The organism is Halomarina salina (assembly GCF_023074835.1).
Taxonomy (GTDB): domain Archaea; phylum Halobacteriota; class Halobacteria; order Halobacteriales; family Haloarculaceae; genus Halomarina; species Halomarina salina.
Genome location: NZ_JALLGW010000001.1, coordinates 2,493,346 through 2,517,070, shown reverse-complemented (window position 1 = coordinate 2,517,070; position 23,725 = coordinate 2,493,346). Strand labels below are relative to the sequence as shown.

The following is a 23,725-nucleotide window of genomic DNA, read 5'->3' as shown; positions in this document are numbered from 1 at the left end:
GCTCTCCCCGTAGCCTCGTCTGCTGTCGGAAACCGCTCGGCGCTCACCGCACCTCGAAGACGTGGACCGGCCAGTCGGCCTCGTAGGAGAGCGCGGCCGCCCGCTCCTCGTCCGTCGGTTCGCGGACGACGAGTTCGACGGGCTGGTCGACGGCGAGGTCCTCGTACGCCGCGTCGACGCGACCGGTGAGCCTCGCCCCCGAGTCGAGTTCGACCACGGCGACGCTGTACGGCGCGCGGTCCGCGAACGCCGGCGGCGCGGTCCTGACCTCTGTGTAGGAGACGACGTGGCCGGACCGCGGCTGTTCCGTGGCGACCACCGACCGCGAGCCACAGGCGTAGCAGGCCGGTCGCGGCGGCACCATCGCGTTGTCGCACTCCTCGCACACCGCGCCGTACAGCGTGTCCGCCGCCAGCGCGTCGAAGAACCCGGGTAGCGTGAACGGGCTGTCGGCGGTCACGTCCTCCGGGGCGAGCGGCCCGCGCTGGTCACTGCTCGTCATGCTGCCCTCCGGAGGACGTGCGAGACGGTCACCGCGTCCGCGACGCCGCCCTCGTTGACGAGCAGTGCGGTGTCGGCCCCCTCGACCTGTCGGTCGCCCGCTCGCCCGGTCAACTGCTCGTAGGCCTCGACGGCCTGCGCGATACCCGTCGCGCCGATGGGGTGGCCGCGGGCCTTCAGCCCGCCGCTCGTCGAGAGGTGGACGTCGGTCCAGCCCTCGCTGCGCTCCTCGGGTGGGAGCGGACTCTCGATACCCCGACCGCGCGGCGCGAACCCGACGGACTCCGCGAGCAGCGCCTCGCAGACGGTGAACGCGTCGTGGACCTCCGCCACGTCGACGTCGCTCGCCTCAACGCCGGCCTCCTCGTAGGCCGTCCCGGACGCGACGTTCGCGCCCTCCACGAACGTCAGGTCCCGTTCGGCGACTGAGATGTTGTTCGCGGCCGCGCCCGTCCCGGCAGCGACGACCTGCTCGTCGGCCGGCGCGAGTTCGTCGGCCAGTTCGGGGGTCGTCACGAGTGCGACCGCCGCGCCGTCGCTCACCGGCGCGCAATCGAACAGTTTCAGCGGCGGCGCGACGTACGACGAGTCGAGGACCGTCTCGACGTCGACCTCCTGCTGGTACTGCGCACGTGGGTTGGCCGTCGCGTTGCGGTGGTTCTTCACCGCGATGCGGGCGAACTCCTCCTCGGTCGCGTCGTGTTCGTGGAGGTACCGCTGTGCGAGCAGGGCGTACTGGCTCGGGGCGGTGATGCCCGAGCGCTGTTCGAGCGCCCGGTCGAACGCCGCCGAGAGCGCGTCCGTCGCACCCGACGTTCCGCCGGCGGTCATCTTCTCGACGCCGCAGGCGAGGACCGCGTCGTGGGTTCCACGACGAACGTCCTCGACGGCGTGGCGGAGCGCCAGCGCTCCCGCCGCGGCGCAGCCCTCGACGCGTTCGGCCGGGACGTTCCGCAGGCCCGCCCACTCGGCGAGCAGTGTCCCGTACATTATCTGGTGTTCGTACGTCTCCGACTGGTTGCCGACGTAGAGCGCGTCGACCACCTCGGCGGGGTCCGGGAGCCCCTCGAACGCCTCCGCGAGCGCCTGTGAGAACAGGTCACGGCCCGTGAGGTCGGTGCGGCCGATAGTCGAACAGCCCACCGACGCGATGCGCGGTGCTGACATGTGGTAGCGGTCGTCACGGCTGTCGCATAACCGTTCCGCTGGGGCCGTTCGGCGGTTACTCGTCGTCCGACAGGGTCTCCTGGTCCGGTTCGAACCGCTTTCCCTCGCGCGCGTCCGCCTCGAACCGGCGGAGCGTCGCCCGCGCGTTCGAGGCGTCGTAGCCGAACAGCACGTCCTTCGCGTACGCGCCGGCCACCTCGGCGGCCTTCCCGAGGTCGTCGGGGTCGACGTTCACCGCGTACAGTTCGATGGAGAAGGGCGTCACCAGTTCGTCGACGAACCCCTGGGCGAGTATCTCCAGCCAGTAGGTCGTCGAGTACGCCATGTCGTAGATGGGGACGACGAACTCGTCGACGTACTCGTCGAGCGCCTGCGGGTCGACGCCGGTCCGCTCGCGGACGTGACCCGGATACGGGTCGGGGTACAGCGTCAGATAGAGGCGACCGGGGACGCGCTCGCGCGCCTCGGCGACGAACGCCTCGATGACCGACGCCCGCCAGTCGAAGCGGTTCTCGTACTCGCTCTCGGCGAACAACCGTTCGCAACGGTCGCAACGGCAGTACTCCTGCCGGGGGAACCCCACGTCGTCGAGTCGTACGTCGGGCGAGACGGCCGCGCAGTCGGCGATGGTCTCCAGCAGGCCCTCGCGGTAGTCGGGGTTAGTCGGGCAGACGTACGACCAGTCGAAGTACGGCTGCTCGCGGGTCGCGCGGTTGCCCTCGTCGTCGACCGGGACGAGGTCCGGGTTCCCCCGCGCGGCGGCGTTGTCGGCGAAGCAGGACACCATGTTCACCGCCTCCGACTCGGGGTCGGCGGCGCGGCCGGAGACGTCCTTGGCCTCGAAGAACGCGCGGTCGAACTCCGACCACTCCAGTTCGGGAGCGTTGCGGGTGACGACGCCGTACATACCCGACGGTGGCAGTCGCTCGGGCGTAAGGGTTCGGAAAGATGGGGACCACGACCCGCGGGTCCGTGCCCGCGCGGGTCGACGGCGTTCGGCGTGCTGTCCGGGTCCGGCCGGAGCTATCGTCGTGCGAAGAACGCGACGGCGACTGCGACCAGTGCGACGAGCATCAGTACCTTGCGGGACATCATCAGACAGGTTAGAGTCCGGGGTTAAAGCTGTTCTCCTCGACCGACGCGTTCGCGGAGCCACTCTCGCGTGTCACGGCGGAGGAACAGCGCGGCGAACAGGCCCGCGAGGAGGTGGCCGGTCAGCGCGACGAACGCGGTCAGCACGGAGACGACGACGAGGTCCGATGGGGAGGGCAGACGCATACTCGACCGTGGGGACGCGAGCGAGAAAACGCTACCCGATGTGCTCTGCGATGTCCTCCCGGAGGAGCGTGTCGCAGTAGACACAGCGGACGCCCTCGGAGAGCACCGTGAACTCGCTCTGGACGGGTTCTCGCTCGGTGGTGATGCAGTTCGCGTTCGGGCACTGCAGGACGCCGACGACGCTGTCCGGGCGCACGACGCGGTTCTTCTCGATCACGTCGAAGTCGCGGACGATGTTGATGGTCGCCTCCGGGGCGATGAGCGAGATGACGTCCACCTCGGCCTGACTCAGCTCGCGGTCCTCGACCTTCACGATGTCCTTCGCGCCCATCGCGTCGCTCGGGACGTTCATCGCGACGGAGACCGTCTCGCCACCGGTCCCGTCGATGCCGAGGATGGCCAGCACGCGGAGCGCCTGGCCGCCGGGAACGTGGTCGATGACGGTCCCGCTGCGAATCTTGCTGACCCGGAGTTCCTGGTCGCTCATGGCGATGCACCTCCCGTCCCGCCGTCGGCGTTCTCCAGCAGCATGTCCAGCAGCGCCATCCGAACCGGGACGCCGTTGTGTGCCTGTTCGAAGTACGTCGCTTGCGGCAGGTCGTCGACCTCGGGTGCTATCTCGTCGACGCGCGGGAGGGGGTGCATCAACACGAGGTCCTCTTTCGCCGCCTCCAGGGTCTCCGGGGTGATTCGGTACTGGCCGGCGACGGCGCGGTACTCGTTGTCGTCGGGGAACCGCTCGCGCTGGATACGGGTAACGTACAGCACGTCGAGTTCCGGGAGGATAGCCTCGAGGTCCGTGTGCTCGCGCACCTGTGCGCCCTCCTGGTGCAGGTCGAAGCGGACGCTCCGGGGCAACTGGAGCGACTCGGGGCTGATGAAGTGCTGGCGGGCGTCGAAGTTCGTCAGAGCGCTGGCCAGCGAGTGGACCGTCCGGCCGTACTTCAGGTCGCCCATGATGCCCACGGTGAGGTCGTCCAGTCCCGCGTTCTCCCGGATGGTGTAGAGGTCGAGCAGCGTCTGGGACGGGTGCTGGCCCGCCCCGTCGCCCGCGTTCACCAGTGGGACGTCGACGAACCGGCTCGCCATCTCCGCCGCGCCCTCGCTCGGGTGTCGCAGGACGAGCGCGTCGGCGTACCCCTCGACGACGCGGACGGTGTCCGCGAGCGTCTCCCCTTTCTTGACCGACGAGGAGTCGACGCTGCCCATGTCGACGGTGGTCCCGCCGAGGCGTTTCATCGCGGCGTCGAAGCTCATCTTCGTCCGCGTGCTCGGTTCGAAGAACAGGAGGCCGAGGACCGCGTCACGCTCGGGCGGGTCGTCGGCTATCTCGGCGGCACGGTCGAGGACGGTTTCGATGTCGTCCCGCGAGAGCTGCGTGGCGGTGATGAGGTGGTCGTGCCGCATCGTTCGAGGGAGGTGGCGGCACTGTCTTGAATCTCCCGACCCACCACTCCGGGGCTATCGGTCGACGTTGAGTCGTCCCCGACGCTTCGGGGCCGGGGACACGACGAGGGTTCAAACGGGATGCCGGGACCAGTCGCGGTATGCTCGCCGTCACGGGAGGCAAGGGTGGGGTCGGCAAGACGACGACGGCGCTGGGCGTCGCGCGTGCGCTGGGTCGGCGTGGCGAAGAGGTACTCGTGGTCGACACCGACCGTGACCTCCCGGACCTCGCGCGAACTGCCGGGGTCGACACCGTTCGTTCGGACGTTACCGACCCCGACGCGACAGCCTCTCGGCAGGACCCGCACAGCACGTCCGTCCGCATCCTCACCGCACCGCGCGACCGGACGGAGGCCCGCAGACTGGTCGAGGGGGTCGCCGGCCGCCGCGAGCGCGTCGTACTGGACTGTCCTGCAGGGTCGGGACGACCGGCGGCGGTCCCGTTACGGGCGGCCGACCGGTCGGTCGTCGTGTCGACGGCCGACCCCGCCAGTCTCCGCGACGCGTCGAAGACCGTCGCCCTCGCTCGGACGCTCGGTGCGCCGCCGACGGCGACGGTTCTCAGCGGGTGCGACGAACCACCGCACGCGGTCGAACGGCTCCTCCCGACGCCTGTGGTGGCCGTCCCAGACGCCTGTGACCCGCTCGACGCGGTCGGCGTGACGAGCCGACACACAGAATTATCAGAAATAGTAACTCTCCGAAACTGTTAACCGTCACGGGAAGAGTTCATTCGCATGGTGAAGCGGCTAGAGACCGGCGTCGACGTACTGGACCGGAAGCTCGGAGGAGGGATTCCGGCAGGCAGTACCATCGCCCTCTGTGCCCGCCCCGCGAGTCAATCCGAACTCTTCCTCAACGAACTGACGGCGATGCGGGGGTCGCTCTACATCTCGCTGGGACGGACCGAGACGGCTGTGCAGGAGAGTATCGAGGCGTCACCGGCACGAACCGGTGACCCGACGGTGCGACACATCACGGGGGACGCCCCCATCGACAACGCGGCGAAACTGGTCAGCGCACTCCCCGAGGCGTCGAACCTCATCATCGACCCGGTCGACGTCCTCGAACGCGAGGACTACGACCGCTACCGGAACTTCCTCAACGAGATGCAGAACCACATGTCGAACACCGGTGGACTGGCGATTCTCCACTGCCTCGCCGGGGAGGACATCCCGAAAGGGCGCGACACGACGCGCTACATGGCCGACGTGGTGTTCGACCTGACGACCCACGTCGGGGCCGACTCCGTCGAGAACCGACTCACGGTGCCGAAGTTCCGTGGCGGCCGGTCGCTCAACGAGGTCGTCAAACTGGAGCTGTCCGAAGAGGTCGCCATCGACACGAGCCGAGACATCGCCTGACCGACCCGCTCGTTAGGTTCCCGTTGACACGATGCAGGGTGAGGCTGCCTGAAACAGTGCAGCGAGACCGATTCTCCCGTACTTCGACACCGATACTGGCTATTTCGGGGGGTAGACGGCCACTGGGCGGCTACCCGTCGTGACGATTCCAGAGAACTTTCTACGCCGACGGCCTCGTCGGCGTCTGCTAAAGGTACCATTACGGGAGGGTCACTGTTTCGTACTGATACGTTCGAACCACCGGACGGCGGCGATGTGAAACGGTCTGCAACGGAGCGAAATCGGTGACAACGCTCTGGTGGGGTTTTGTCCCCGTAGCGACTCTGACGAGTCAGATGGTTACGAGACAACAGGTGTCAACGGGTGCGGAGCGCGAGGGGGCCGCGTTCGAACTGATGGCGAACGAGCGTCGGCGTCACGTGCTCTCGTACCTCCGGGGGGTGACGGGGACGGTGAGTGTCGACGACCTCGCCAGCCAGGTCATCGCACGCGAACTTCTCGACGGTGGGCCGGTGGACCCCGAGAGCGTAGAGGCGACGCTCCGTCACGTCCACCTCCCGAAACTCGACGCCGCGGGCCTCGTCGAGTTCGACGAGACGCGTTCGGAGGTCGTTCCCACGCAGGTCGAACGCGCGAACGACCACTCCGAGACGAGATCACTCGAAGAGACGTCGGCCTGAGACACCACGGGACGGACGGAACTGCCCGGTCGCATCGCGGGGGCGTGCGACCGAACTACCGACTCCACTCTAGCTGGCCGCGTTTCGAGGCCGAGAGACGACCTTCGACAGAACGACTGGGGCTTCGAGCGCCCACAGAGAACCGACTCCCGGCGTCTGGAATCTGGGAGAACAGTCGTCGCTCGGCTTCCCTTCCCCTCGCGGCTCACTCCGTTCGCCGCTCGAATTCTTCGAGACGCTCGCGTCTCGCTACACCCCACGGGTCGCTTCGCTCTCCGTTCGAAAAACAGAGATTCTTGCTCGCTCCCGCTCGCTCCGAATCGCTCTACTCCTCGCGGTTCCCTGCGGTCACCGCTCGGATTCTCCGAGGACTCCCTTCGGTCGTCCTCGCTACTCCTCGTCCAGTTCGTCGACGATATCCTCGGCGTCGACGTCTGCCTCTTCGAGTGCGGCTTCGAGGTCCTCCTCACCCTCGGCACCGCCCATGCCACCCATACCGCCCATGCCGCCCATCATGCCGGGCATACCCATGCCCGACCCGTCGATGGTCTCCTGGATGATGACGCGGTCGATGCCCGTCCGGTCCATCAGTTGCTGAGCGATCTGCTGCTTCTGCATCATCCACTGCTGGTTGAACGAGAGCTGTGGCGTCGACTCGATGTACAGCGTCTCCTTCTCGACGGTGACCGTCTCGTACTCGGGTTCGGCGTCCTCCTCGTCCTCGTCGGCGGCCTCGCTCTCCTCCTCGTCGCTCTCGACGAGTTGCTCCTCCTCGACCTCGTCGGTCTGGATGTACATCTCGAGGTCGACGTCGAGGAACATCCCCAGCAGACCCTCCGCCTGCTCGGTCCGGTCCTCGACGGTGTCGAGCACCTCGTAGTCGTACTCGATGGCCTCGCCAGCGAGCGGGTGGTTGTAGTCGACGCGGGCGCGGCCGCCGATGATGGTCTCGAGGTAGCCCTGCTCGCCGTCGATGGTGACCTGCGCACCGGGGTAGCGGTCGTCCTCGGGAATCTTGTCGGCGCTGACCGTCTTGACCTGCTCCTGGTCGTACTCGCCGAACGCCTCCTCGGCGGAGATGGTGACGCTGCCCGAGTGGCCGACCTCCTCGCCGATGATGTCCGCTTCGACGCCCTCGAAGATGTGACCGGCACCGAGCACGATGGTTCGCGGTTCGAACGTGCCCTGGTCGCCGACGCCCTCCTCCTCCGCGACGTCGGGGTCCGTCGTGTCCACTAGCTGCCCCTCCTCGACGGTGCGGGCGGTGTACGCGAGTTCGACGAAATCTCCGTCCTGGAGCCCCTCGGCCTCGGATTCGGTCTCGGTCTCCTCCTCGGTCGCTTCGGCTTCTGCGTCGACCTCCTCGGCCTCGGTCTGCTCTTGCTCGTCGCTCATACCGAACCAGTCCTCCCGTCGCACGCTTAATAACCACGCTTCTCCCGGACGACTGGGAGGGAGTGGCACGGTGATACGTCCGTCCCGGAGTGTGTCTCCGTCTCCGGCCACTGCTCGCGGGGCAGGACGTGGTCGCCTGGGATGTGGCTGGTTTTTCACGGCGGCACGCGCCGTACCGGTATGTACGAGGTGGAGGTGAAACTCCGGGCGGACCACGCGCCGCTCCGCGAACGACTCGACAGCCTCGACGCGGACCACGAACGGACCGTCGAGCAGGTCGACAGCTACTACGATGCCCCCCACCGCGAGTTCGCGACGACCGACGAGGCGTTGCGCATCCGACGGGTGACGCAGGTCGACGGGGGGAACGGCCCCGACGACGCGACCAGCAGTCGGGGTGAGTCGGAGAACGACGCGACCGAAGCGCGCGTCACGTACAAGGGGCCGCTCGTCGACGACGCCTCGAAGACCCGCGTCGAGCACGAGACGGGCGTCGACGACGGCGAGACGCTCGCGGACGTCCTCGACGCGCTCGGGTTCGAACCCGCCGCGACGGTCGAGAAACGCCGCGAGGAGTACACGGTAGGCGAGGTCACCGTCGTCCTCGACGACGTGACGGGACTCGGCGAGTTCGTCGAGGTGGAACTGGAGAGCGAGGCCATCGACGCCGCACGCGACCGGTGTTTCGAGGTCGTCCGACGACTGGGGCTGGACCCCGACGACGGCATCCGGACCTCCTACCTGGAACTGCTGCTGGACGGCGACTGAACTGCTGCACGACGACTGAGACGGGGAGCCCTCGATTGGTGGCAATATACACCAAAAGATTCCCCGAAGTAATTATTCGGCGGGCGAGAGTTTCCGTAAGTTATTCTACCGGCCACGGAGAAGCCGGGACAATGAGTGACCGGAACATTCGTGTCGAGCCTGTGGCGGGTCTCGCGGTAGAGGACCAGGAGGTCGAGATCGTCGAGCGAAAGGGGCTGGGGCATCCCGACTCCATCTGCGACGGTATCGCAGAGCACGTCTCGCAGGCGCTCGCACAGACCTACCTCGACCGCGTGGGGAAGGTGCTGCACTACAACACCGACGAGACGCAACTCGTCGCGGGGAGTGCTGCGCCCGCGTACGGTGGCGGTGAGGTCCTCGAACCCATCTACGTCCTCATCGTGGGTCGGGCCACCCAGGAGTACGATGGGCAGAAGATACCCACCGAAACAATCGCGCTGCGCGCCGCCCGCGAGTACGTCGGAGAGAACTTCCCCGAACTGGAGTTCGGAACCGACATCGTCGTCGACATCCGCCTCGGCGAGGGGTCGGGCGACCTCCAGGACGTGTTCGGCGAGGAGGAGCGCACGGTCCCGAGCGCGAACGACACCTCCTTCGGCGTCGGCCACGCCCCGCTGACCGAGACCGAGGAGATCGTCCTCGACACCGAGCGACGACTCAACGGCGAGTACAGCGACGACCACCCCGAACTCGGCGAGGACATCAAGGTGATGGGCAAACGCGAGAGCGACCACATCGACGTCACCGTCGCCACGGCGCTGGTCGACACGTACGTCGACGGTCTCGACGAGTACCGCGAGGCCGTCCGGAACGTCCGCGAGTACGTCCACGACCTCGCGACCGAGTACACGGACCGCGAGGTGTCGGTCCACGTCAACACCGCCGACGACTACGACAGCGGCGCTATCTACCTCACCCACACCGGCACCTCCTCGGAGATGGGCGACGACGGCTCGGTCGGCCGCGGCAACCGTGCGAACGGCCTCATCACGCCGAACCGCTCGATGAGCATGGAGGCGACCTCCGGGAAGAACCCCGTCAACCACATCGGGAAGATATACAACCTGCTCTCGACCGAAATCGCCCGCGCCGTCGTCGAGGAGGTCGAGGGCATCCGCGAGATTCGCGTTCGCCTCCTGAGCCAGATCGGGCAGCCGATCGACGACCCGCACGTCGCCGACGCCACCATCGTCACCGAAGACGGCGTCTCGGTGGCCGACATCGAGGAGGAGGTGACCGCCATCGTGGACCGGGAACTCGCCGACGTGACCGGTATCACCGAGCGCGTTATCGACGGCGAACTGTCGACCTTCTGAGGACGGACTCCGTTCTGCGGCGTGACGACTCGTGCGCTACGGCGCTGTCCACACTGTTCGTCGATACACTTCCTGCTACGGTAGCGAGGCGCTTCGCGACGGACTCGGAGAATCCTCCCGTTACCCAGCGCTCGACGGTCACGCGCGCAGTCGACGACGCGTCGGCGAAGCTACCGCTCCACGGTCGGTAGGAGTCTCAACACGGCGGGGAAGTGCCCGCCGCGTGCACATGAGACCGACACGCGCTACAGTCCCTTTGGGTGAGACATGTTCGGAACGACCTGACTGGGCGGTTCCACGGGGACTGCTTGGGTGTCGTATGAGTTCAAGAGTCCGCCCTATTTACATACTTCGCCTAGTGAGGGCGGTTCGGAGCGAAACCGACTTGCCACACCTGCCGACAGTTCCCCCATGACCACGGTCTGTCTCGTCGGGGAACCGGACTGCGACCTCCGATACGAGTTGCTCTCCCGCGAGACGGCACGCGACGCGCTGACGACGTACAGCCTGGACCAGCCGTTCGAGAACAGCGTCGCCGTGGAGACCATCAGTCTGGGGGCGGCCGTCTCGTTCGTCAACGACCTCTCGTGGTACCTGGTCCGGTTCGTCGACACGACGCTCGTCCACGAACCCTCCATCAGCGAAGGCGAGTGGCTCTCGCGCGACCTCGCGCGCGCCATCCGCGACGGCGACGTGAGACCCGAGGAGTCCGACCGCTACCTCAAGGTGTACGGCGTGGAACGACCGGACGAGACCGCGAGCGATTCGGAGGGCCAACCGAACGAGGAGGGTGAAGATGGTTCCCAGGTCACCGCGTCGCTCCCCCGGCTGGTCGAACCGATGTTCGTCGCCCGCACGGGCCGACAGCTACCGGAGTACGACCTGCGCGACGTGGACGAGACGCTCGTCGTCCGCGTCACCGAGGAGGAGTTCGGCGGCTGAGTGGCTACCGAGGGGACGCTCGCGTCGACTCCGCCGACCAGAACCGACTTCTCCGCGCCGACGCTCGCCCCGGTATGGACTCGTTCGACCGGGAGTTCGTGGATCTCGACGGGCTTCGACTGTCCTACCAGGTCGCGGGAACGGGCGACCCACTCGTGTTCCTGCACGGCGGCGGTATCGACGAGGGGCGGCTCTCGTGGCGGACCGTCGCGCCCGCGTTCACCGACGAGTTCCGCGTCTACGTCCCGGACTGGCCGGGGTACGGCGAGAGCGACGCGCCCGAAGGGACGCCGACGGTCGAGTACTACGCCGAGGTGCTCGCCCGCTTCTACGAGGCGCTCGGCATCGACAGCGCGACCCTCGTCGGCATCTCGATGGGTGGTGGCGTCGCGCTCTCGTTCGTGTTCGGTCACCCCGACCGCGTCGAGCGACTGGTCGCCGTCGACAGCTACGGCCTCGGTGGGTCGGTCCCGGGAGGGAGACTCGGCGCCGCGATGGTCGGAGTCCCCGGACTGCTCGGGGGGCTCTGGTGGCTCCTGCGACGCAGCGACCGACTGCTCGCGGCAGCCATCCGGGGCATCGTCGGACCGGGAGGCCCGACGGACGACCTGCTCGCGGACGTCCGCGCGGCGACACGACGCCCGGAGGCCGGGGAGGCGTTCGCCGCGTTCCAGCGCCACGAAGTCGGTCTCGGCGGTCTGCGGACGAACTTCCTCGACCGCCTCCCCGACCTGTCGGTACCGACGCTGTTCGTCCACGGTGAGCGTGACCCCGTGGTGCCCGTCGAGTGGGCGGTCCGTGCGGCCACGCTCGCCGACGCCGAGGTGCGCGTCCTTCCCGGCGTGGGTCACTGGTCGCCCCGCGAGGACGCCGACGGGTTCGTGCGGGCCGTCCGACCGTTCCTCGCAGCGTAGCGCAAGAAGGCAAGCGTTTACTCGCCGCCGCGGGCAGGAGTCCTATGGAGGAGTTGGGGTCCGCCGACGCGTTCGACCGGATGGGGACGCTCGGCATCGAGGAGGAGTTCTTCGTCGTCGACGCCGAGGGTCGCCCCACGTCGGGTACCGACGAACTCGTCTACGAGTCGGACCCACCCGAGATTCTGGACGGCCGACTGGACCACGAACTGTTCAAGTGCGTCATCGAGACGCAGACGCCCACGTTAGCGGGGCTGGACGACGCGGCGGAGGCCCTCGCCGAGGTCAGAGCAGCGCTGGTCGACCACGCCGAGCGCCACGGGTTCGGCATCGCCGCGGCGGGCCTGCACCCGGCGGCCCACTGGCGCGAACTCGAACACGCCGACAAGGAGCGCTACCGCGCGCAACTCGACCGCATCCAGTATCCGCAGCACCGGAACACGACCGCGGGCCTGCACGTCCACGTCGGCGTCGACGACGCCGAGAAGGCGACGTGGGTGTCGAACCGACTGCGCTGGCACCTTCCACTGCTGCTCGCCCTCTCCGTGAACTCGCCGTACTGGAACGGGTTCGACACCGGCCTGGCGTCGGCCCGCTCGGTCGTCTTCGAGAACCTGCCGAACACGGGGATGCCGACGACGTTCGGCTCGTTCGAGGACTACCAGCGGCTCGAACGCCTGATGGTCGAGACCGACTCCATCAGCGATCGCGGTGAACTCTGGTACGACGTGCGGCCCCACACCGGCCACGGCACCGTCGAGGTCCGGACGCCCGACGCCCAGTGCGAGGAGTGGCGCGTCCTCGCGTTCGCGGAGTACGTCCGTGCGCTGGTCGTCGACTACGCCGAACGCTACGAGGACCACCCCGACCCGTGGTCGCACCTGAGCGACCACCGTCGCGAGACGCTGGACGAGAACAAGTGGCGGGCGACGCGGTGGGGCCGGGACGCCTCGTTCATCGACCGCGACTGCGAGTCGACCGTCTCGCTCGCCGACGCCGTCGACGCGGAGTGCGACCGACTCGGCGTGACGGGCATCCGTGAAGTGCTCGACGCAGAGGACGGTGCGACCGCCCAGCGTCGCCTCCGGGAATCGGGGGGCCTCGACGCGGTCTGTGGCGCCCTCCGTCTCTGATACGAGACCGTCTCGAACCGTTTCGGGGTACAAAACCGGTCTTTCATCGGCGGCGACACCTTTATTCATATCAGTCCCCGCTTCAGTAGTAATGAGTTCGTCTCCGAACACAACCCCCAGCGTCCGCGTCGTCGAGACGGTCGCAGAGCGCGAGCAGACCTCGCCGTTGACGCTCTCGCCGCCGCTCGCGGAGTTCGTCGACCCGGACGCGCTGGACGCACTGTTCGAGACGACGAGCGGAACGGTGACGTTCGACGCGTGGGGCCACCGCATCACCGTGGCTGCCGACGGGACCGTCACCGCCGCCGACGTGGACCCCGCCGAGAGCCCGCGACTCACACTCTACGACTGACGGGTCTCCAGCGGTCACGTTCGATACCTCTCGTCGGTCGGCCGCCTCCTCACAGGCGCCCCATCGCCCCCCACAACGACGCGCTCACGGGGGCAACGCGACGAAGTAAGGCTTTTACCTGACAAATCCTTGGCTTCCAGTACATCGAATGTCTCTGGATGACACGCATGACGATGGCGGGGCAGAGGCCGACGAAGGGTCCGTCCGTGAACGTCTGGGTGAGGGAGCGGACCGCGGTGTCGAGCGCCTCGACGAGGGGCTGGTCGAACTACTGACGTGGATTCTCGACACGGAGACGCGGGCACGGATATACATCTATCTCCGTGAACGGCCACACTCGACGAGCGACGAGATCGCCGAGGGGACGGGTCTCTATCCGAGTACCGTCCGCGAGGCGCTCGCCGAACTGAACGGCGAGGAGAAAGTGACCCGCAGCAAACGCGAGTCGGCCGGTGCGGGGAACAACCCCTACGAGTACGTCGCGATTCCACCGGCGGACCTCGTCACCGACGTGGTCGGCGACGTACAGGAGGGGCTGAACACCGTGTTCAACCTCGACGACCAGCTCGCAGACCGGTCGAGCGACGACGCCGACCCGATCACCATCACCGTCGACGAGACGGCGACCGGGGGGAGTGCTGGGGCCGAGTCGGACGACTGAGTAGAGAGCCGAAGGCATAAGCCACGCCCCACCGTCCTCGGGTGTATGCAGGTTGCGCTTGGGGGAACGTTCGACCCGGTGCACGACGGCCACCGAGCCCTGTTCGAACGCGCCTTCGAACTGGGTGACGTCACCGTCGGACTGACGAGCGACACGCTCGCCCCGAAGACGCGCAACGAGGAGCGCTACGTCAAGCCGTACGACGAACGGGAGCGAGCGCTCCGCTCGGAGCTCGAACGGTTCGCCGACGAGTACGACCGGGAGTTCGAGATCCACGAACTCGTCGAACCGACCGGGGTCGCGACGGAGCCGCGATTCGACTACCTCATCGTCTCGCCGGAGACCGTGAAGGGCGGCGAACGGGTCAACCAACTCCGTCAAGAGGAGGGGCTCGACACGCTCGAGATAGTCGTCGTCGACCACGTCCCGGCCGAGGACGGCGACCGTATCTCCTCGACGCGCATCGTTCGCGGCGAAATCGACGAACACGGCAATCTGACTCCCGAGGCGAGCCCCCGACCAGCGAAACGCGAGCAGTGACGGCTCCGGGTGCTATCCGGGCCGGACAGGAGTCGGCGTCGGACGACCGCCTCACCAGCTCGGTTTTCGCAGTCCGGCTTCCTCGATGAGGTCCTTCCACTTCTGCTGGACGGAGAGTCGCGAGACGCCGACGGCCTCGGCGACGTCGCCCTGTGACCGCCGGTCGCCCTCGATGAGCGCACCGACGTAGAGCGCGGCGGCCAGTGACGCGCTCTTCGAGCGCTCCTCCTCGGGGACAGTCGAGAGGAACAGGTCGACCGCGCGCGACCGGGCCGCACTCCCGAGGTCGAGTCGGTCACCGGCGGCGTCGATGTCCGCCAGCCACTGTTCGTTCTCGACGTGGTCTCGGGCGCTGTACATACGCTCACTCTGCGGTAGGACGACAAAGTGCTTGCGGGCTGTGACGAGCAACGACTTTGCCTCGTCCGGTCGTACCCCACCCATGTCACGGGTCGAACGACTCTGGACCGCGCCGGAGGACTCGGCACCGATGGAGTCCCACCAGTCGATTCGCTGTCTCGCGGGGTGTGGCATCGAGGGCGACCGGTACTGCCTCGGGACGGGCTACTACTCTCCCTACGACGTCTGCCAGATAACGTTCGTCGAGAGCGAAGCGCTCGACCACATCCTCGAGGAGTACGACATCGACCTCACCGACGGACGGCACCGGCGGAACGTCGTGGTACGGGACGTCGACGTCCACGACCTGCTCGGCCAGCGGTTCCGCGTCGGTGACGCGACGTTCGAGGGGACGCGGCCACGGCCACCCTGTGCCCACGTGGAGGCGGTCGCCGACGAGGAGGGCGTCACGCGGGCGTTGACGGAGGGGCGCGGCGGTATCTGTGCCGACGTCGTCGAGGACGGGTCGGTCGCAGTAGGTGACGAGGTAGAGGTGCTCGGTCCCGTGTTCGACGGGGAGGGGCTCGCGGAGTCGATTCGGGATCGGCAGGGCTGACGCGCTTCGAACGAAAGCTTTGTCTCGGCGTTGGTGGAACGTTCGGGTGCGCGTGGGTAGCCAAGCCAGGCCAACGGCGCAGCGCTTAGGACGCTGTCTCTCAGGAGTCCGCCGGTTCGAATCCGGTCCCACGCATCTTCGGCGCGAGCGACGGCGAGCGCGAAAATCGTCCGGGCGGATTCGAAGCAGGGAGCGAACGAAAGTGAGCGACCGAGGTTCGAAGCCGGTCCCACGCACTCCTCGACTCCGTCTCGTCGTGCGGTTTTCTCGCTGACGGAGTACGTATGGAACGGGCTACGTCCGACCGAGGTCGACCGCGTCAATATGTCATGGGTCGAAACGGACGACGATGTGCGACGGATTCCCCCAGCGGGGTCGAGCAAGAACCGAGACAACTGGTCGGTGAGTCTCACGGACCGTACGTCGCCCGCATTGGAACGCTAGTTGAAGAAACGCGAGTATCGGGAGACGTACGAGGGTCCGACGCGCGTGATGAGGGCGCAGGCCCGAGCTAGCTCCCGGGGCCAACGGCCGCCGTCCAGCGCCCGGAACCGCGCGCCCACATGAGCGTTCTCAGTTGACGTACCCACCGATTGCGCCACCGACCGCACTCGGAATCGCGGTCAGGAGCGCGATCAGGACCCCGATGGTCACGACACCCCCGCCGAACAGTGCTCCGAGTCCCGATGAACCGAGCGCGAACCCGAGGAGGGTGATAGCGACACCTGCGAGCGTCGCAACGATAATCCCACCCAGAGCGCCGGAGAGGAACGAGTGCCACGCACCGACGCTGGCACCGTTATTCGTGAGGTAGGCCGAGATAAGGCCGGCGAGAAACCCAGCGAACACGGTCCCGATGCCTGGAAGAGCGAAGGCGAGTACTCCGAACACTACCTGAAAACCGAACCCGATGCCGACGGAGCGCCAATCAGTCATGAACACTAGAGTTGCGTGTTCAGGCGCTGAAACCAGCACGGCTTGCGACAGTCGGACCCCTGACTGCTTCGAGAACAGTCCTCGCCGAGAGTTCCTCATCACCCAGGGAGGGGCCGCGGGCGGGGCTGCCTGGAAACTGGTGTGTCGTTGCGCACTGGACTCCCTCGTGAAGGCTTCGGCCACTCGTTCACCGAGTGAGAGCCGGGATTACCTGGTCGGCGGGCGCCACGAAACATCGACTTCGACACGTTCGGCGGTGGATGCCCGAACGACTGGGCCGAATCTCCGAGGATGGGCTGGGCGAGAGACCGGAAGGTCCTCGCCCAGGGTTCCCGTAGGAACACAGCCTCCGGGAATAGCTCCAGAAACCCACGGGTAATGCTCTGCAGACCGTCAGCGCCAGCAGAGCCGCCACCACCAGTCGTTCGACAATCACCGGAGCGCTCGTCCGGGACCTCCCCAGCCCGTATAGCGGTTTCGACTCCCAGAACAGCTCCCACGCACTCAGCGAGGACCGGACGTGACGAGCGAATGCGTCGCAGAGGGTTCGAAGCAGGGAGCGAACGACGGTGAGCGAGCGAGGTTCGAATCCGGTCCCACGACCCGACTTACAAAGTAAGATGAAGTGACCGTTCGAGTACGTGTGGGGCTGTCTGCCTCCTGTTCCCCCTCGTCGTCCCGCTGTCCGCCTCGCGTCAGACACTCGGAAAGGCTTTTGCGGTCATGGGAAGAGGGTGCAATCATGTCAGCGCTGGGCGACCTATACGACGATATCGCCGGTGACGTCGATGCGGTGTTTCTCTTCTCGCCGACCGCCTCCCTCTACGACGAGTTCGCGACGACAGAGGATGCTCCACCGGTGGTGGTCGTCTCGTCCGAGAACGCGGTGAACGCGGACCAGTACGTCGAGTTACCGCTTGAGTTCGAGGACGTCCGGGACCGCATCCGGTTCGGTCTCGAAGGCGGGATGGAACGGGAGTACGTCGACGAGGGGGCCATCGTCGCCTGCGCGACGAAGCTGTTCGACGACACCATCGACACGATGACGCGGGTCAACACGAGCGAGTTCGTCCGGTCGGGCGTCTACTCGCTGTTCACCGACTCGCGGGCGGATCCGTCGGTCATCCGCGCCGTCCTCGAAGTGGTCATCGAACTCGGGAAGAAGGGGCAGAAGGGGAAACCCGTCGGTGCGCTGTTCGTGGTCGGCGACGCGGGCAAGGTGATGAACAAGTCCCGCTCGCTGTCGTACAACCCGTTCGAGAAGTCCCACGTCCACGTCGGCGACCCCATCGTCAACGTGATGCTGAAGGAGTTCTCGCGGCTGGACGGCGCGTTCGTCATCTCGGACTCGGGGAAGATCGTCTCGGCGTACCGCTACCTCGAACCCGGCGCGGAGGGCGTCGACATCCCCAAGGGCCTCGGCACGCGTCACATGGCGGCCGCGGCCATCTCGCGGGACACCAACGCTATCTCCATCGTCCTCTCCGAGAGCGACGCTCTCGTCCGGGCGTTCGCGGGCGGTGAGATCGTCCTCGAACTCGACCCGGAGGACTACTGAGATGCAAGTCGAGCGGTTCGCCGAGGACGTCCTGGACGCCGTCTCGAACTCCGTCGGTGCGATTCTCATTCTCGTCGTCGGGCTCATCCTCGGGTTCCTGGTCGGCCGGTACGCCCGACGGTTCATGGTCGCCATCGGCCTCCCGCGGGCCGTCGAGGGGACGCGCTTCGAGCGCACCGCACAGCGCATCGGCACGTCGACGGTCGGACTCATCGCGACGCTGGTCACGCTGTTCATCTACATCGCGACGGTCGCCAGCGCGCTCAGCGTCGCGGGGACCATCGAGACGGACCTCTCGCTGTTCGCGTTCGCCGGCATCATCCCGTCGGTGTTCGCCGCGATACTCATCGTCATCGCGGGACTGGTCCTCGGTGACAAGGCGGAGGTGACGCTCCAGGAGCGTCTGGAGAACGTCAAGTTCACCGAGGTCAACCTCATCCCGAAACTCGTCAAGTACAGCATCTACTACGTCGCGGGCATCATCGCGCTCGCGCAACTGGGCCTCGCGGCGGGTGCACTGTACGTCCTGCTCGGCGGTTACCTGCTGGCCGTCATCGTCTTCGGCGGCCTCGCGCTGAAGGACGTCCTCGCCGCAGCCACGGCGGGCATCTACCTCCTGTTGAGTCAGCCGTATGGCATCGGCGACGAGGTGGAGGTCGCGGGCCACCGCGGCATCGTCTCCGAGGTGGACGTGTTCGTCACGACGGTCGAGAACGACGGCGAGGAGTTCGTCGTACCGAACGACCTCGTCTTCCGGTCGGGCATCATCCGCGTCCGCTGAGCGAACCGATTCGACGGTCCCGGGACGCTCACTCCTGGCCGTCTCCCTCCTTGACCACTTCCGCGGGGACGCCAGCCACCGTCGCGCCGGGCGGCACGTCCTCGACGACGAGCGAGTTGGCCGCGACCTGTGCTCCAGCGCCGATACGGACGCCGGGCAGGACGACGGCCTTCGCGCCGACCATCGCCCGTTCGCCGACCACGATCTCGCCGGTGCGATACTCGTCCTGCAGGAACTCGTGGCAGAGCAACACGGAGTCGTACCCCACGATGCAGTGGTCCTCCAGCGTGATGAGTTCCGGCCAGAACACGTCGGGCGTGGCCTCGAGGCCCCACGAGACGCCCTCGCCGACGCTGACGCCGATTCGCCGGAGAGCCCACGCCTTCCACGAGAGGAACGGTGCGAGGCGCGCGACGACGACGAGGACGAAGTTGTAGACGACGCGCGGGACCGACTTCGCCTCTCGCCAGTGCTGGAGGGAGTTGAGCGGCCCGGGCGTCGGGTGTCTCGTCGTCCGGTCGTGGCGGTGGTCGGCGTCGTCTGGAGCGGGCACACGGGCGATTGGACCGCGGCCGACAAAAAGCAGGTCAGTTCCGACCGGCCGGGATGCGCTTCCGCGCGTCACCGGCGGCCATGGGTCGGCCGTACAGTTCCCCACCGGGTTCCTGCCTGGTGCTCCCCTCGGCGAGCGTCCCCGTCTCGACCGGGGCGAAGCCGACGTCCTCGACCAGGTCGGCGACGGTCTCGTTGGCGTTCGGGTAGTCGCCGGCGACGAACACGGCGAGGCGGTCGTCGGCCACCCGACCGTCGTCCGGTCGGTCGTCGCCCGTCGGGTCCGCGGCGTCGCGGAGCGTCTCCCAGTCGAGCGTGTTGAACGCCTTGACGACGCGCGCGCCGGGGAACTGCCGGGCCACGTACTCGCTCGACGGGCGGGGGAGGTCCATCACCTCGCCCGACTCGGTGTACGGGTTGGTGGCGTCGACGACGATCTTCCCGGCGAACAGGTCCCCGCTTGGGAGGGACTCGCGGTTCCGGAACGGGAGGGCGAGGACCACGACCTCGCCCGACAGGACCGCCTCCTCCACGTCTCCCGGGTGAGCGTGCCGTCCCAGTTCGTCGGTCTGGTCTTCGACCGACCACGCCCCCCGCGAGTTGCTGAGCATCACCTCGTGACCGGCGTCGACGAACAGTCGTGCCAGCGTCTCGCCGAGACGGCCAGCCCCGACGATTCCGATGTCCATGGACGCGCTATACGTCGAGGAGTGAAAAGTCAGCGCATCTGATAGGAAACGGGACTGTCATCATCTGTCACGCAGTTCCGAGACGTGGTCGAGACGGCGCTGGACCAGTGCCTCGGTGCCGACGTCGTGACGGACCCGGAGGCCGTCGCCGAGTGCCGACAGCGCGTCCTCGGCCTGTGACTCCGCAGCGGCGATGGTCTCGGCGATGCCGACGACGGCGAACGACCGCGAGGTGGTCGTGTAGATACCCTCCTCCCGGTCGTCGACGCTGGCGTAGAACAGCAGTGCGGGGTGGACGCTCGCCTCGTCGACGGTGACCTTCGTCCCTCCCGCGGGGTCCTCGGGGTAGCCCTCGGGGACGGCGTACTTGCACACCGTCGCGCGGGCGGCGAACGTGAGGTCGGGCAGGGACTCGCCGTCGCGCGCGGCGGTCAGCACGTCGAGGAACGGCGTCTCCAGGACGGGCAGCGTGTTCATCGCCTCGGGGTCGCCGAAGCGGGCGTTGAACTCGACGACCTTCACGCCCTCGGCGGTGAGCATGAACTGGCCGTAGAGGACGCCACGGTAGTCGTCGAGGGCGTCGACGGTGGCCTCGATGACGCGCGTCGCTTCGTCGAACTCCTCGTCCGTGAGGAACGGGAGGAGGAACCCGGCGTCGGTGTAACTCCCCATCCCGCCCGTGTTCGGGCCCTCGTCGCCCTCGTAGGCGCGCTTGTGGTCCTGGACTGCGGGCGAGACGCGGAACTCGCCGTCCGCGACGAACGCCTGGACGGTGAACTCCTCGCCGACGAGTCGCTCTTCGAGGACGACGCGGTCGTACTCCGACTCGCGCAGGTGGGCCTTCGCCTCCGCCTTCGTCACCTGGTCACCGGTGACTCGGACGCCCTTCCCGCCGGTCAGTCCCGCGGGCTTGACCGCGAGGTCGCCGTCGTACTCGTCGATGTAGTCGCAGGCGGCCTCGATATCGTCGAACGTCTCGAAGTCGGGGCAGCCGGGGATGTCGTGGTCGCGCATGAACCGGCGCTGGAACGCCTTGTCCGTCTCGATGCGGGCCTGTTCGGCGCGCGGGCCGAACGCGTAGACGCCCGCCTCCTCCAGTGCGTCGACGACGCCGGCCGCGAGCGGAGCCTCCGGGCCGACGACGGCGAGCGTCGCACCCACCTGCTCGGCGTACGCGACGACGGCGTCGGGGTCCGTCTCGTCGAGCGTCTCGACCGCCTCCGCGAGGCGCGCGATGCCCGGGTTCCGGTTCGACGCGCAGGCGTAGAGCGTGCAGTCGTCGGCCAGCGAGCGCGCGATGGCGTGTTCGCGGCCGCCGCCACCGACGAGCAACACGGTCTCCTGTGGGGTCATACCCGGAGAGGGTGGGCACGCCGACGTAAGGATTGTTCTTCCGGCGAGCGAATCTACCCACGAACGCGGATGTGTGTCTCGGTACCAACCGACTCGACTGCTCGGTGTCCTCGTCGGGTACGTTCGACCACCCTCGTGGGTGGTCGACGGACACCGATTTACCGCCGGCGAGTGGACTACCGGTATGACCCCAACCGACGAGAACCGTCTCGCCGACGCGGCGAGTCCGTACCTGCGTCAGCACGCGGACAACCCCGTGAACTGGCAGCCGTGGGACGACGCCGCCCTGGAGAGCGCCAGGGAGCGCGACGTCCCCATCTTCCTCTCGGTCGGCTACTCGGCGTGTCACTGGTGTCACGTCATGGCCGACGAGTCGTTCTCGGACGACGAGACGGCCGCGGTGCTCAACGAGGAGTTCGTCCCCGTCAAGGTCGACCGGGAGGAGCGGCCCGACATCGACCAGCTCTACCTCACCGTCTGCCAGCTCGTCCGCGGGAACGCCGGGTGGCCGCTGTCGGTGTGGCTCACCCCCGACCTGAAGCCGTTCTTCGTCGGGACGTACTTCCCGCCCGAACCGCGCCGGGGGATGCCGGGGTTCCGCGACCTGCTGACAGACATCGCCGACTCGTGGTCGACCCCGGAGGACCGCGAGGAGATGGAACAGCGCGCCGAGCAGTGGACGCGCGCCATCGAGGACGAACTGGAGGACGTCCCGGAACCGGACGCGGTCCCCGAATCGGACCTCGTCGAGGACGCAGGTGCCGCGGCCGTTCGGTCGGCCGACCGCGAGTACGGCGGGTTCGGGACCGGTCAGAAGTTCCCGCAACCCGGGCGACTCCACCTCCTCGCCCGCGCGCACGACGCGACCGAGCGCGACGTCTACCGCGAGGTACTCGACGAGACGCTCGACGCGATGGCGTCACACGGACTGTACGACCACCTCGGTGGCGGCTTCCACCGATACTGCGTCGACCGGGAGTGGGCCGTCCCGCACTTCGAGAAGATGCTGTACGACCAGGCCGAACTCACCCGCGCGATGCTGGAGGGCTACCGCATCACGGGGACGGACCGCTACGCCGAGGCCGCCCGCGACACGCTCGAGTTCGTCGAGCGGGAACTGACCCACCCCGAGGGCGGGTTCTACTCGACGCTCGACGCGGAGAGCGTGGTGCCAGAAGGCACCGCGAACGCGAGCGGCGGTGAGTCCGCGGACGGGAGCGTGGTGCCGGAGGATGGGGCGCCTGACGACGCCGGAGACGCAGACGACGAGGGCCACGGCGAACGCGAGGAGGGCGCGTTCTACGTCTGGACGCCCGAGCAGGTCCGCGCAGTCCTCGCCGACGAGGAACTGGCCGACCTGTTCTGCGAGCGCTACGGCGTCACGCAGTCGGGCAACTTCGAGCGCGGGACGACGGTACTGGGCGTCTCGGCCCCGGTCGACGAGCTCGGCGAGGAGTTCGACCGCACGCCGGAGGAGGTCGAACGCGGCCTCACTACCGCCCGCGAACGACTGTTCGAGGCACGCGAGGAGCGCCCCCGGCCACCGCGCGACGAGAAGGTGCTGGCGGGGTGGAACGGGCTGATGACGTGGGCGTTCGCCGACGGCGCGCTGACGCTCGGCGACGCGTTCGCCGACACCGCGGCGGACGCACTCGACTTCGTCCGGGACGAACTGTGGGACGCAGAGACGGGGACGCTGTCGCGGCGCTACGCGGCGGACCACGACGGGACCGACGTGCCGGGCTACCTGGAGGACTACGCGTTCCTGGGCCGTGGCGCGCTGGCGACCTACGAGGCGACGGCCGACCCCGACTATCTCGGGTTCGCGCTCGACCTCGGGCGAGCGCTCGTCGAGCGGTTCTACGACGAGGAGCGCGGGACGCTCTACTTCACGCCGACGGGTGGCGAGGAACTGGTCGCGCGTCCGCAGGAGGTGACCGACCACGCGACGCCGTCGAGTTCCGGCGTGGCGGCGTCGCTGCTGCTGGCGCTCGACGCGTTCGCGCCTAACGAGGGGTTCGACGACGTTGCGGAGACGACCCTGTCGGCGAACTCGCGGCGGATGCAGTCGAACCCGCTCCAGCACTCGGCGCTCGCGCTGGCCGCGGACGAGTTCGCCGGGGGGCACGTCGAACTCACCGTCGCGGCCGACGGCTGGCCCGAGGGCTGGCGCGAGCAGGTCGGCGAGACGTACCTGCCGCGACGGCTGCTCGCCCCGCGGCCCGCGGCCGACGACGCGCTCGACGACTGGCTCTCGACGCTCGGTGTCGCGGAGACGCCGCCCATCTGGGCCGGACGGGAGGCGACCGGCGGAGCGACGGCGTACCTCTGCGAGTCGTTCGCGTGCTCGCCGCCGCAGTCGGACCTGGCGGACGCGCTGGCGTGGCGTGACGGGCCGGTCGACCGGTGAACGGCCGGTCTCC

Annotated in this window: 27 protein-coding genes, 1 tRNA gene and 1 pseudogene; 16 read left to right on the top strand and 13 right to left on the bottom strand. The window is 67.8% G+C overall.

Annotated features, from left to right (window positions below; genetic code table 11):
- Positions 1–43: 43 nt before the first annotated feature.
- From MX571_RS12900 to pyrB, 6 genes are all read right to left on the bottom strand, one after another.
- Complete coding sequence (locus tag MX571_RS12900; protein ID WP_247417349.1) at positions 44–502, bottom strand: Zn-ribbon domain-containing OB-fold protein; 459 nt, start codon at positions 500–502, stop codon at positions 44–46.
- The gene (locus MX571_RS12895) at positions 499–1,668 is read right to left on the bottom strand and encodes a thiolase C-terminal domain-containing protein (RefSeq protein ID WP_247417348.1); all 1,170 of its coding nucleotides are present in this window, start codon (positions 1,666–1,668) and stop codon (positions 499–501) included. Before MX571_RS12895 ends, MX571_RS12900 begins: the two co-directional genes overlap by 4 nt.
- Positions 1,669–1,723: 55 nt before the next feature.
- Positions 1,724–2,575 (bottom strand): hypothetical protein, encoded by an 852-nt coding sequence (locus MX571_RS12890; protein ID WP_247417345.1) that lies wholly within the window; start codon positions 2,573–2,575, stop codon positions 1,724–1,726.
- 209 nt (positions 2,576–2,784) lie between these two features.
- Positions 2,785–2,946 (bottom strand): hypothetical protein, encoded by a 162-nt coding sequence (locus MX571_RS12885; protein ID WP_247417342.1) that lies wholly within the window; start codon positions 2,944–2,946, stop codon positions 2,785–2,787.
- 31 nt (positions 2,947–2,977) lie between these two features.
- A complete protein-coding gene (pyrI, locus tag MX571_RS12880) occupies positions 2,978–3,433 on the bottom strand; it encodes an aspartate carbamoyltransferase regulatory subunit (protein WP_282594487.1) in 456 nt (151 codons plus the stop codon).
- A complete protein-coding gene (gene pyrB / locus MX571_RS12875) occupies positions 3,430–4,353 on the bottom strand; it encodes an aspartate carbamoyltransferase (RefSeq protein ID WP_247417339.1) in 924 nt (307 codons plus the stop codon). Before pyrB ends, pyrI begins: the two co-directional genes overlap by 4 nt.
- Before the next feature lie 140 nt (positions 4,354–4,493).
- On the opposite strand from pyrB, the gene MX571_RS12870 reads away from it, so the two are divergent.
- The 3 genes from MX571_RS12870 (at position 4,494) to MX571_RS12860 (ending at position 6,436) form a co-directional block, all read left to right on the top strand.
- A complete protein-coding gene (locus MX571_RS12870; RefSeq protein ID WP_247417337.1) occupies positions 4,494–5,105 on the top strand; it encodes a MinD/ParA family ATP-binding protein in 612 nt (203 codons plus the stop codon).
- 24 nt (positions 5,106–5,129) lie between these two features.
- Positions 5,130–5,756 (top strand): RAD55 family ATPase, encoded by a 627-nt coding sequence (locus MX571_RS12865; protein ID WP_247417335.1) that lies wholly within the window; start codon positions 5,130–5,132, stop codon positions 5,754–5,756.
- A 353-nt stretch (positions 5,757–6,109) separates the two neighbouring features.
- Positions 6,110–6,436 carry a DUF7344 domain-containing protein gene (locus MX571_RS12860; RefSeq protein WP_247417332.1) on the top strand — a complete coding sequence of 109 codons (327 nt, stop codon included), beginning with the start codon at positions 6,110–6,112 and terminating at the stop codon, positions 6,434–6,436.
- 390 nt (positions 6,437–6,826) lie between these two features.
- Here MX571_RS12860 and MX571_RS12855 read toward each other — a convergent pair whose 3' ends face one another.
- Positions 6,827–7,831 (bottom strand): FKBP-type peptidyl-prolyl cis-trans isomerase, encoded by a 1,005-nt coding sequence (locus tag MX571_RS12855; RefSeq protein ID WP_247417330.1) that lies wholly within the window; start codon positions 7,829–7,831, stop codon positions 6,827–6,829.
- 180 nt (positions 7,832–8,011) lie between these two features.
- On the opposite strand from MX571_RS12855, the gene cyaB reads away from it, so the two are divergent.
- From cyaB to MX571_RS12815, 8 genes are all read left to right on the top strand, one after another.
- Complete coding sequence (gene cyaB / locus MX571_RS12850) at positions 8,012–8,599, top strand: class IV adenylate cyclase (RefSeq protein WP_247417327.1); 588 nt, start codon at positions 8,012–8,014, stop codon at positions 8,597–8,599.
- A 131-nt stretch (positions 8,600–8,730) separates the two neighbouring features.
- On the top strand, positions 8,731–9,936 hold the full coding sequence (locus MX571_RS12845) for a methionine adenosyltransferase (RefSeq protein ID WP_247417324.1): 1,206 nt from the start codon (positions 8,731–8,733) through the stop codon (positions 9,934–9,936).
- 411 nt (positions 9,937–10,347) lie between these two features.
- Complete coding sequence (locus MX571_RS12840) at positions 10,348–10,878, top strand: DUF5804 family protein (RefSeq protein ID WP_247417322.1); 531 nt, start codon at positions 10,348–10,350, stop codon at positions 10,876–10,878.
- A 74-nt stretch (positions 10,879–10,952) separates the two neighbouring features.
- Positions 10,953–11,792 carry an alpha/beta fold hydrolase gene (locus MX571_RS12835; protein ID WP_247417320.1) on the top strand — a complete coding sequence of 280 codons (840 nt, stop codon included), beginning with the start codon at positions 10,953–10,955 and terminating at the stop codon, positions 11,790–11,792.
- A gap of 44 nt (positions 11,793–11,836) precedes the next feature.
- A complete protein-coding gene (locus MX571_RS12830) occupies positions 11,837–12,925 on the top strand; it encodes a glutamate--cysteine ligase (protein WP_247417316.1) in 1,089 nt (362 codons plus the stop codon).
- A 91-nt stretch (positions 12,926–13,016) separates the two neighbouring features.
- A complete protein-coding gene (locus MX571_RS12825; RefSeq protein WP_247417314.1) occupies positions 13,017–13,277 on the top strand; it encodes a HalOD1 output domain-containing protein in 261 nt (86 codons plus the stop codon).
- A gap of 148 nt (positions 13,278–13,425) precedes the next feature.
- Positions 13,426–13,938: a winged helix-turn-helix domain-containing protein gene (locus MX571_RS12820; RefSeq protein ID WP_247417311.1), complete on the top strand. Its 513-nt coding sequence runs from the start codon at positions 13,426–13,428 to the stop codon at positions 13,936–13,938.
- A gap of 45 nt (positions 13,939–13,983) precedes the next feature.
- Entirely contained in the window at positions 13,984–14,478 is a 495-nt protein-coding gene (locus MX571_RS12815; protein ID WP_247417307.1) for a phosphopantetheine adenylyltransferase, read from the top strand.
- Positions 14,479–14,529: 51 nt separating this feature from the next.
- Here the strand turns inward: MX571_RS12815 and MX571_RS12810 are convergent, their stop codons facing one another.
- Positions 14,530–14,838, bottom strand: coding sequence for a transcription initiation factor IIB family protein (locus tag MX571_RS12810; RefSeq protein ID WP_247417304.1), 309 nt, complete (start codon positions 14,836–14,838; stop codon positions 14,530–14,532).
- A gap of 82 nt (positions 14,839–14,920) precedes the next feature.
- On the opposite strand from MX571_RS12810, the gene MX571_RS12805 reads away from it, so the two are divergent.
- Together MX571_RS12805 and MX571_RS12800 are read left to right on the top strand one after the other, a co-directional pair.
- Positions 14,921–15,433 carry an MOSC domain-containing protein gene (locus MX571_RS12805; protein ID WP_247417300.1) on the top strand — a complete coding sequence of 171 codons (513 nt, stop codon included), beginning with the start codon at positions 14,921–14,923 and terminating at the stop codon, positions 15,431–15,433.
- A gap of 50 nt (positions 15,434–15,483) precedes the next feature.
- Positions 15,484–15,568 (top strand) — tRNA-Leu (locus MX571_RS12800).
- A gap of 438 nt (positions 15,569–16,006) precedes the next feature.
- On the opposite strand, the gene MX571_RS12795 is transcribed toward MX571_RS12800, so the two are convergent.
- Positions 16,007–16,369 (bottom strand): DUF5518 domain-containing protein, encoded by a 363-nt coding sequence (locus MX571_RS12795; RefSeq protein ID WP_247418485.1) that lies wholly within the window; start codon positions 16,367–16,369, stop codon positions 16,007–16,009.
- Positions 16,370–16,519: 150 nt separating this feature from the next.
- Positions 16,520–16,868, bottom strand: a pseudogene (locus tag MX571_RS12790) (IS4 family transposase); the annotation flags it as partial.
- A gap of 243 nt (positions 16,869–17,111) precedes the next feature.
- On the opposite strand from MX571_RS12790, the gene dacZ reads away from it, so the two are divergent.
- Both dacZ and MX571_RS12780 read left to right on the top strand, forming a co-directional pair.
- The gene (gene dacZ, locus MX571_RS12785) at positions 17,112–17,927 is read left to right on the top strand and encodes a diadenylate cyclase DacZ (protein ID WP_247417297.1); all 816 of its coding nucleotides are present in this window, start codon (positions 17,112–17,114) and stop codon (positions 17,925–17,927) included.
- A 1-nt stretch (position 17,928) separates the two neighbouring features.
- A complete protein-coding gene (locus MX571_RS12780) occupies positions 17,929–18,708 on the top strand; it encodes a mechanosensitive ion channel domain-containing protein (RefSeq protein ID WP_247417296.1) in 780 nt (259 codons plus the stop codon).
- A gap of 28 nt (positions 18,709–18,736) precedes the next feature.
- On the opposite strand, the gene MX571_RS12775 is transcribed toward MX571_RS12780, so the two are convergent.
- The 3 genes from MX571_RS12775 to purD are packed head-to-tail and all read right to left on the bottom strand — an operon-like array spanning position 18,737 to position 21,302.
- A complete protein-coding gene (locus tag MX571_RS12775) occupies positions 18,737–19,261 on the bottom strand; it encodes an acyltransferase (protein WP_247417294.1) in 525 nt (174 codons plus the stop codon).
- A gap of 34 nt (positions 19,262–19,295) precedes the next feature.
- Positions 19,296–19,949, bottom strand: a complete 654-nt coding sequence (locus tag MX571_RS12770) for an NADPH-dependent F420 reductase (RefSeq protein ID WP_247417292.1) — start codon at positions 19,947–19,949, stop codon at positions 19,296–19,298.
- 60 nt (positions 19,950–20,009) lie between these two features.
- Positions 20,010–21,302, bottom strand: coding sequence for a phosphoribosylamine--glycine ligase (gene purD / locus MX571_RS12765; RefSeq protein WP_247417290.1), 1,293 nt, complete (start codon positions 21,300–21,302; stop codon positions 20,010–20,012).
- 184 nt (positions 21,303–21,486) lie between these two features.
- Here purD and MX571_RS12760 point away from each other — a divergent pair, with 184 nt between their 5' ends.
- Positions 21,487–23,712, top strand: coding sequence for a thioredoxin domain-containing protein (locus MX571_RS12760; protein ID WP_247417288.1), 2,226 nt, complete (start codon positions 21,487–21,489; stop codon positions 23,710–23,712).
- Positions 23,713–23,725 lie beyond the last annotated feature (13 nt).

What these genes read in the sequence shown, in the direction of transcription:
- MX571_RS12840 (WP_247417322.1), top strand. Translation starts at nt 10,348, where the DNA reads ATGACCACGGTCTGTCTCGTCGGGGAACCGGACTGCGACCTCCGATAC.
- MX571_RS12780 (WP_247417296.1), top strand. Translation starts at nt 17,929, where the DNA reads ATGCAAGTCGAGCGGTTCGCCGAGGACGTCCTGGACGCCGTCTCGAAC.
- cyaB (WP_247417327.1), top strand. Translation starts at nt 8,012, where the DNA reads ATGTACGAGGTGGAGGTGAAACTCCGGGCGGACCACGCGCCGCTCCGC.
- MX571_RS12835 (WP_247417320.1), top strand. Translation starts at nt 10,953, where the DNA reads ATGGACTCGTTCGACCGGGAGTTCGTGGATCTCGACGGGCTTCGACTG.
- MX571_RS12810 (WP_247417304.1), bottom strand. Translation starts at nt 14,838, where the DNA reads ATGTACAGCGCCCGAGACCACGTCGAGAACGAACAGTGGCTGGCGGAC.
- MX571_RS12825 (WP_247417314.1), top strand. Translation starts at nt 13,017, where the DNA reads ATGAGTTCGTCTCCGAACACAACCCCCAGCGTCCGCGTCGTCGAGACG.
- MX571_RS12890 (WP_247417345.1), bottom strand. Translation starts at nt 2,575, where the DNA reads ATGTACGGCGTCGTCACCCGCAACGCTCCCGAACTGGAGTGGTCGGAG.
- dacZ (WP_247417297.1), top strand. Translation starts at nt 17,112, where the DNA reads ATGTCAGCGCTGGGCGACCTATACGACGATATCGCCGGTGACGTCGAT.
- MX571_RS12805 (WP_247417300.1), top strand. Translation starts at nt 14,921, where the DNA reads ATGTCACGGGTCGAACGACTCTGGACCGCGCCGGAGGACTCGGCACCG.
- MX571_RS12760 (WP_247417288.1), top strand. Translation starts at nt 21,487, where the DNA reads ATGACCCCAACCGACGAGAACCGTCTCGCCGACGCGGCGAGTCCGTAC.
- pyrB (WP_247417339.1), bottom strand. Translation starts at nt 4,353, where the DNA reads ATGCGGCACGACCACCTCATCACCGCCACGCAGCTCTCGCGGGACGAC.
- MX571_RS12870 (WP_247417337.1), top strand. Translation starts at nt 4,494, where the DNA reads ATGCTCGCCGTCACGGGAGGCAAGGGTGGGGTCGGCAAGACGACGACG.
- MX571_RS12830 (WP_247417316.1), top strand. Translation starts at nt 11,837, where the DNA reads ATGGAGGAGTTGGGGTCCGCCGACGCGTTCGACCGGATGGGGACGCTC.
- MX571_RS12895 (WP_247417348.1), bottom strand. Translation starts at nt 1,668, where the DNA reads ATGTCAGCACCGCGCATCGCGTCGGTGGGCTGTTCGACTATCGGCCGC.
- MX571_RS12815 (WP_247417307.1), top strand. Translation starts at nt 13,984, where the DNA reads ATGCAGGTTGCGCTTGGGGGAACGTTCGACCCGGTGCACGACGGCCAC.
- MX571_RS12885 (WP_247417342.1), bottom strand. Translation starts at nt 2,946, where the DNA reads ATGCGTCTGCCCTCCCCATCGGACCTCGTCGTCGTCTCCGTGCTGACC.
- MX571_RS12770 (WP_247417292.1), bottom strand. Translation starts at nt 19,949, where the DNA reads ATGGACATCGGAATCGTCGGGGCTGGCCGTCTCGGCGAGACGCTGGCA.
- MX571_RS12845 (WP_247417324.1), top strand. Translation starts at nt 8,731, where the DNA reads ATGAGTGACCGGAACATTCGTGTCGAGCCTGTGGCGGGTCTCGCGGTA.
- MX571_RS12900 (WP_247417349.1), bottom strand. Translation starts at nt 502, where the DNA reads ATGACGAGCAGTGACCAGCGCGGGCCGCTCGCCCCGGAGGACGTGACC.
- MX571_RS12820 (WP_247417311.1), top strand. Translation starts at nt 13,426, where the DNA reads ATGTCTCTGGATGACACGCATGACGATGGCGGGGCAGAGGCCGACGAA.
- MX571_RS12795 (WP_247418485.1), bottom strand. Translation starts at nt 16,369, where the DNA reads ATGACTGATTGGCGCTCCGTCGGCATCGGGTTCGGTTTTCAGGTAGTG.
- MX571_RS12865 (WP_247417335.1), top strand. Translation starts at nt 5,130, where the DNA reads ATGGTGAAGCGGCTAGAGACCGGCGTCGACGTACTGGACCGGAAGCTC.
- purD (WP_247417290.1), bottom strand. Translation starts at nt 21,302, where the DNA reads ATGACCCCACAGGAGACCGTGTTGCTCGTCGGTGGCGGCGGCCGCGAA.
- MX571_RS12855 (WP_247417330.1), bottom strand. Translation starts at nt 7,831, where the DNA reads ATGAGCGACGAGCAAGAGCAGACCGAGGCCGAGGAGGTCGACGCAGAA.
- pyrI (WP_282594487.1), bottom strand. Translation starts at nt 3,433, where the DNA reads ATGAGCGACCAGGAACTCCGGGTCAGCAAGATTCGCAGCGGGACCGTC.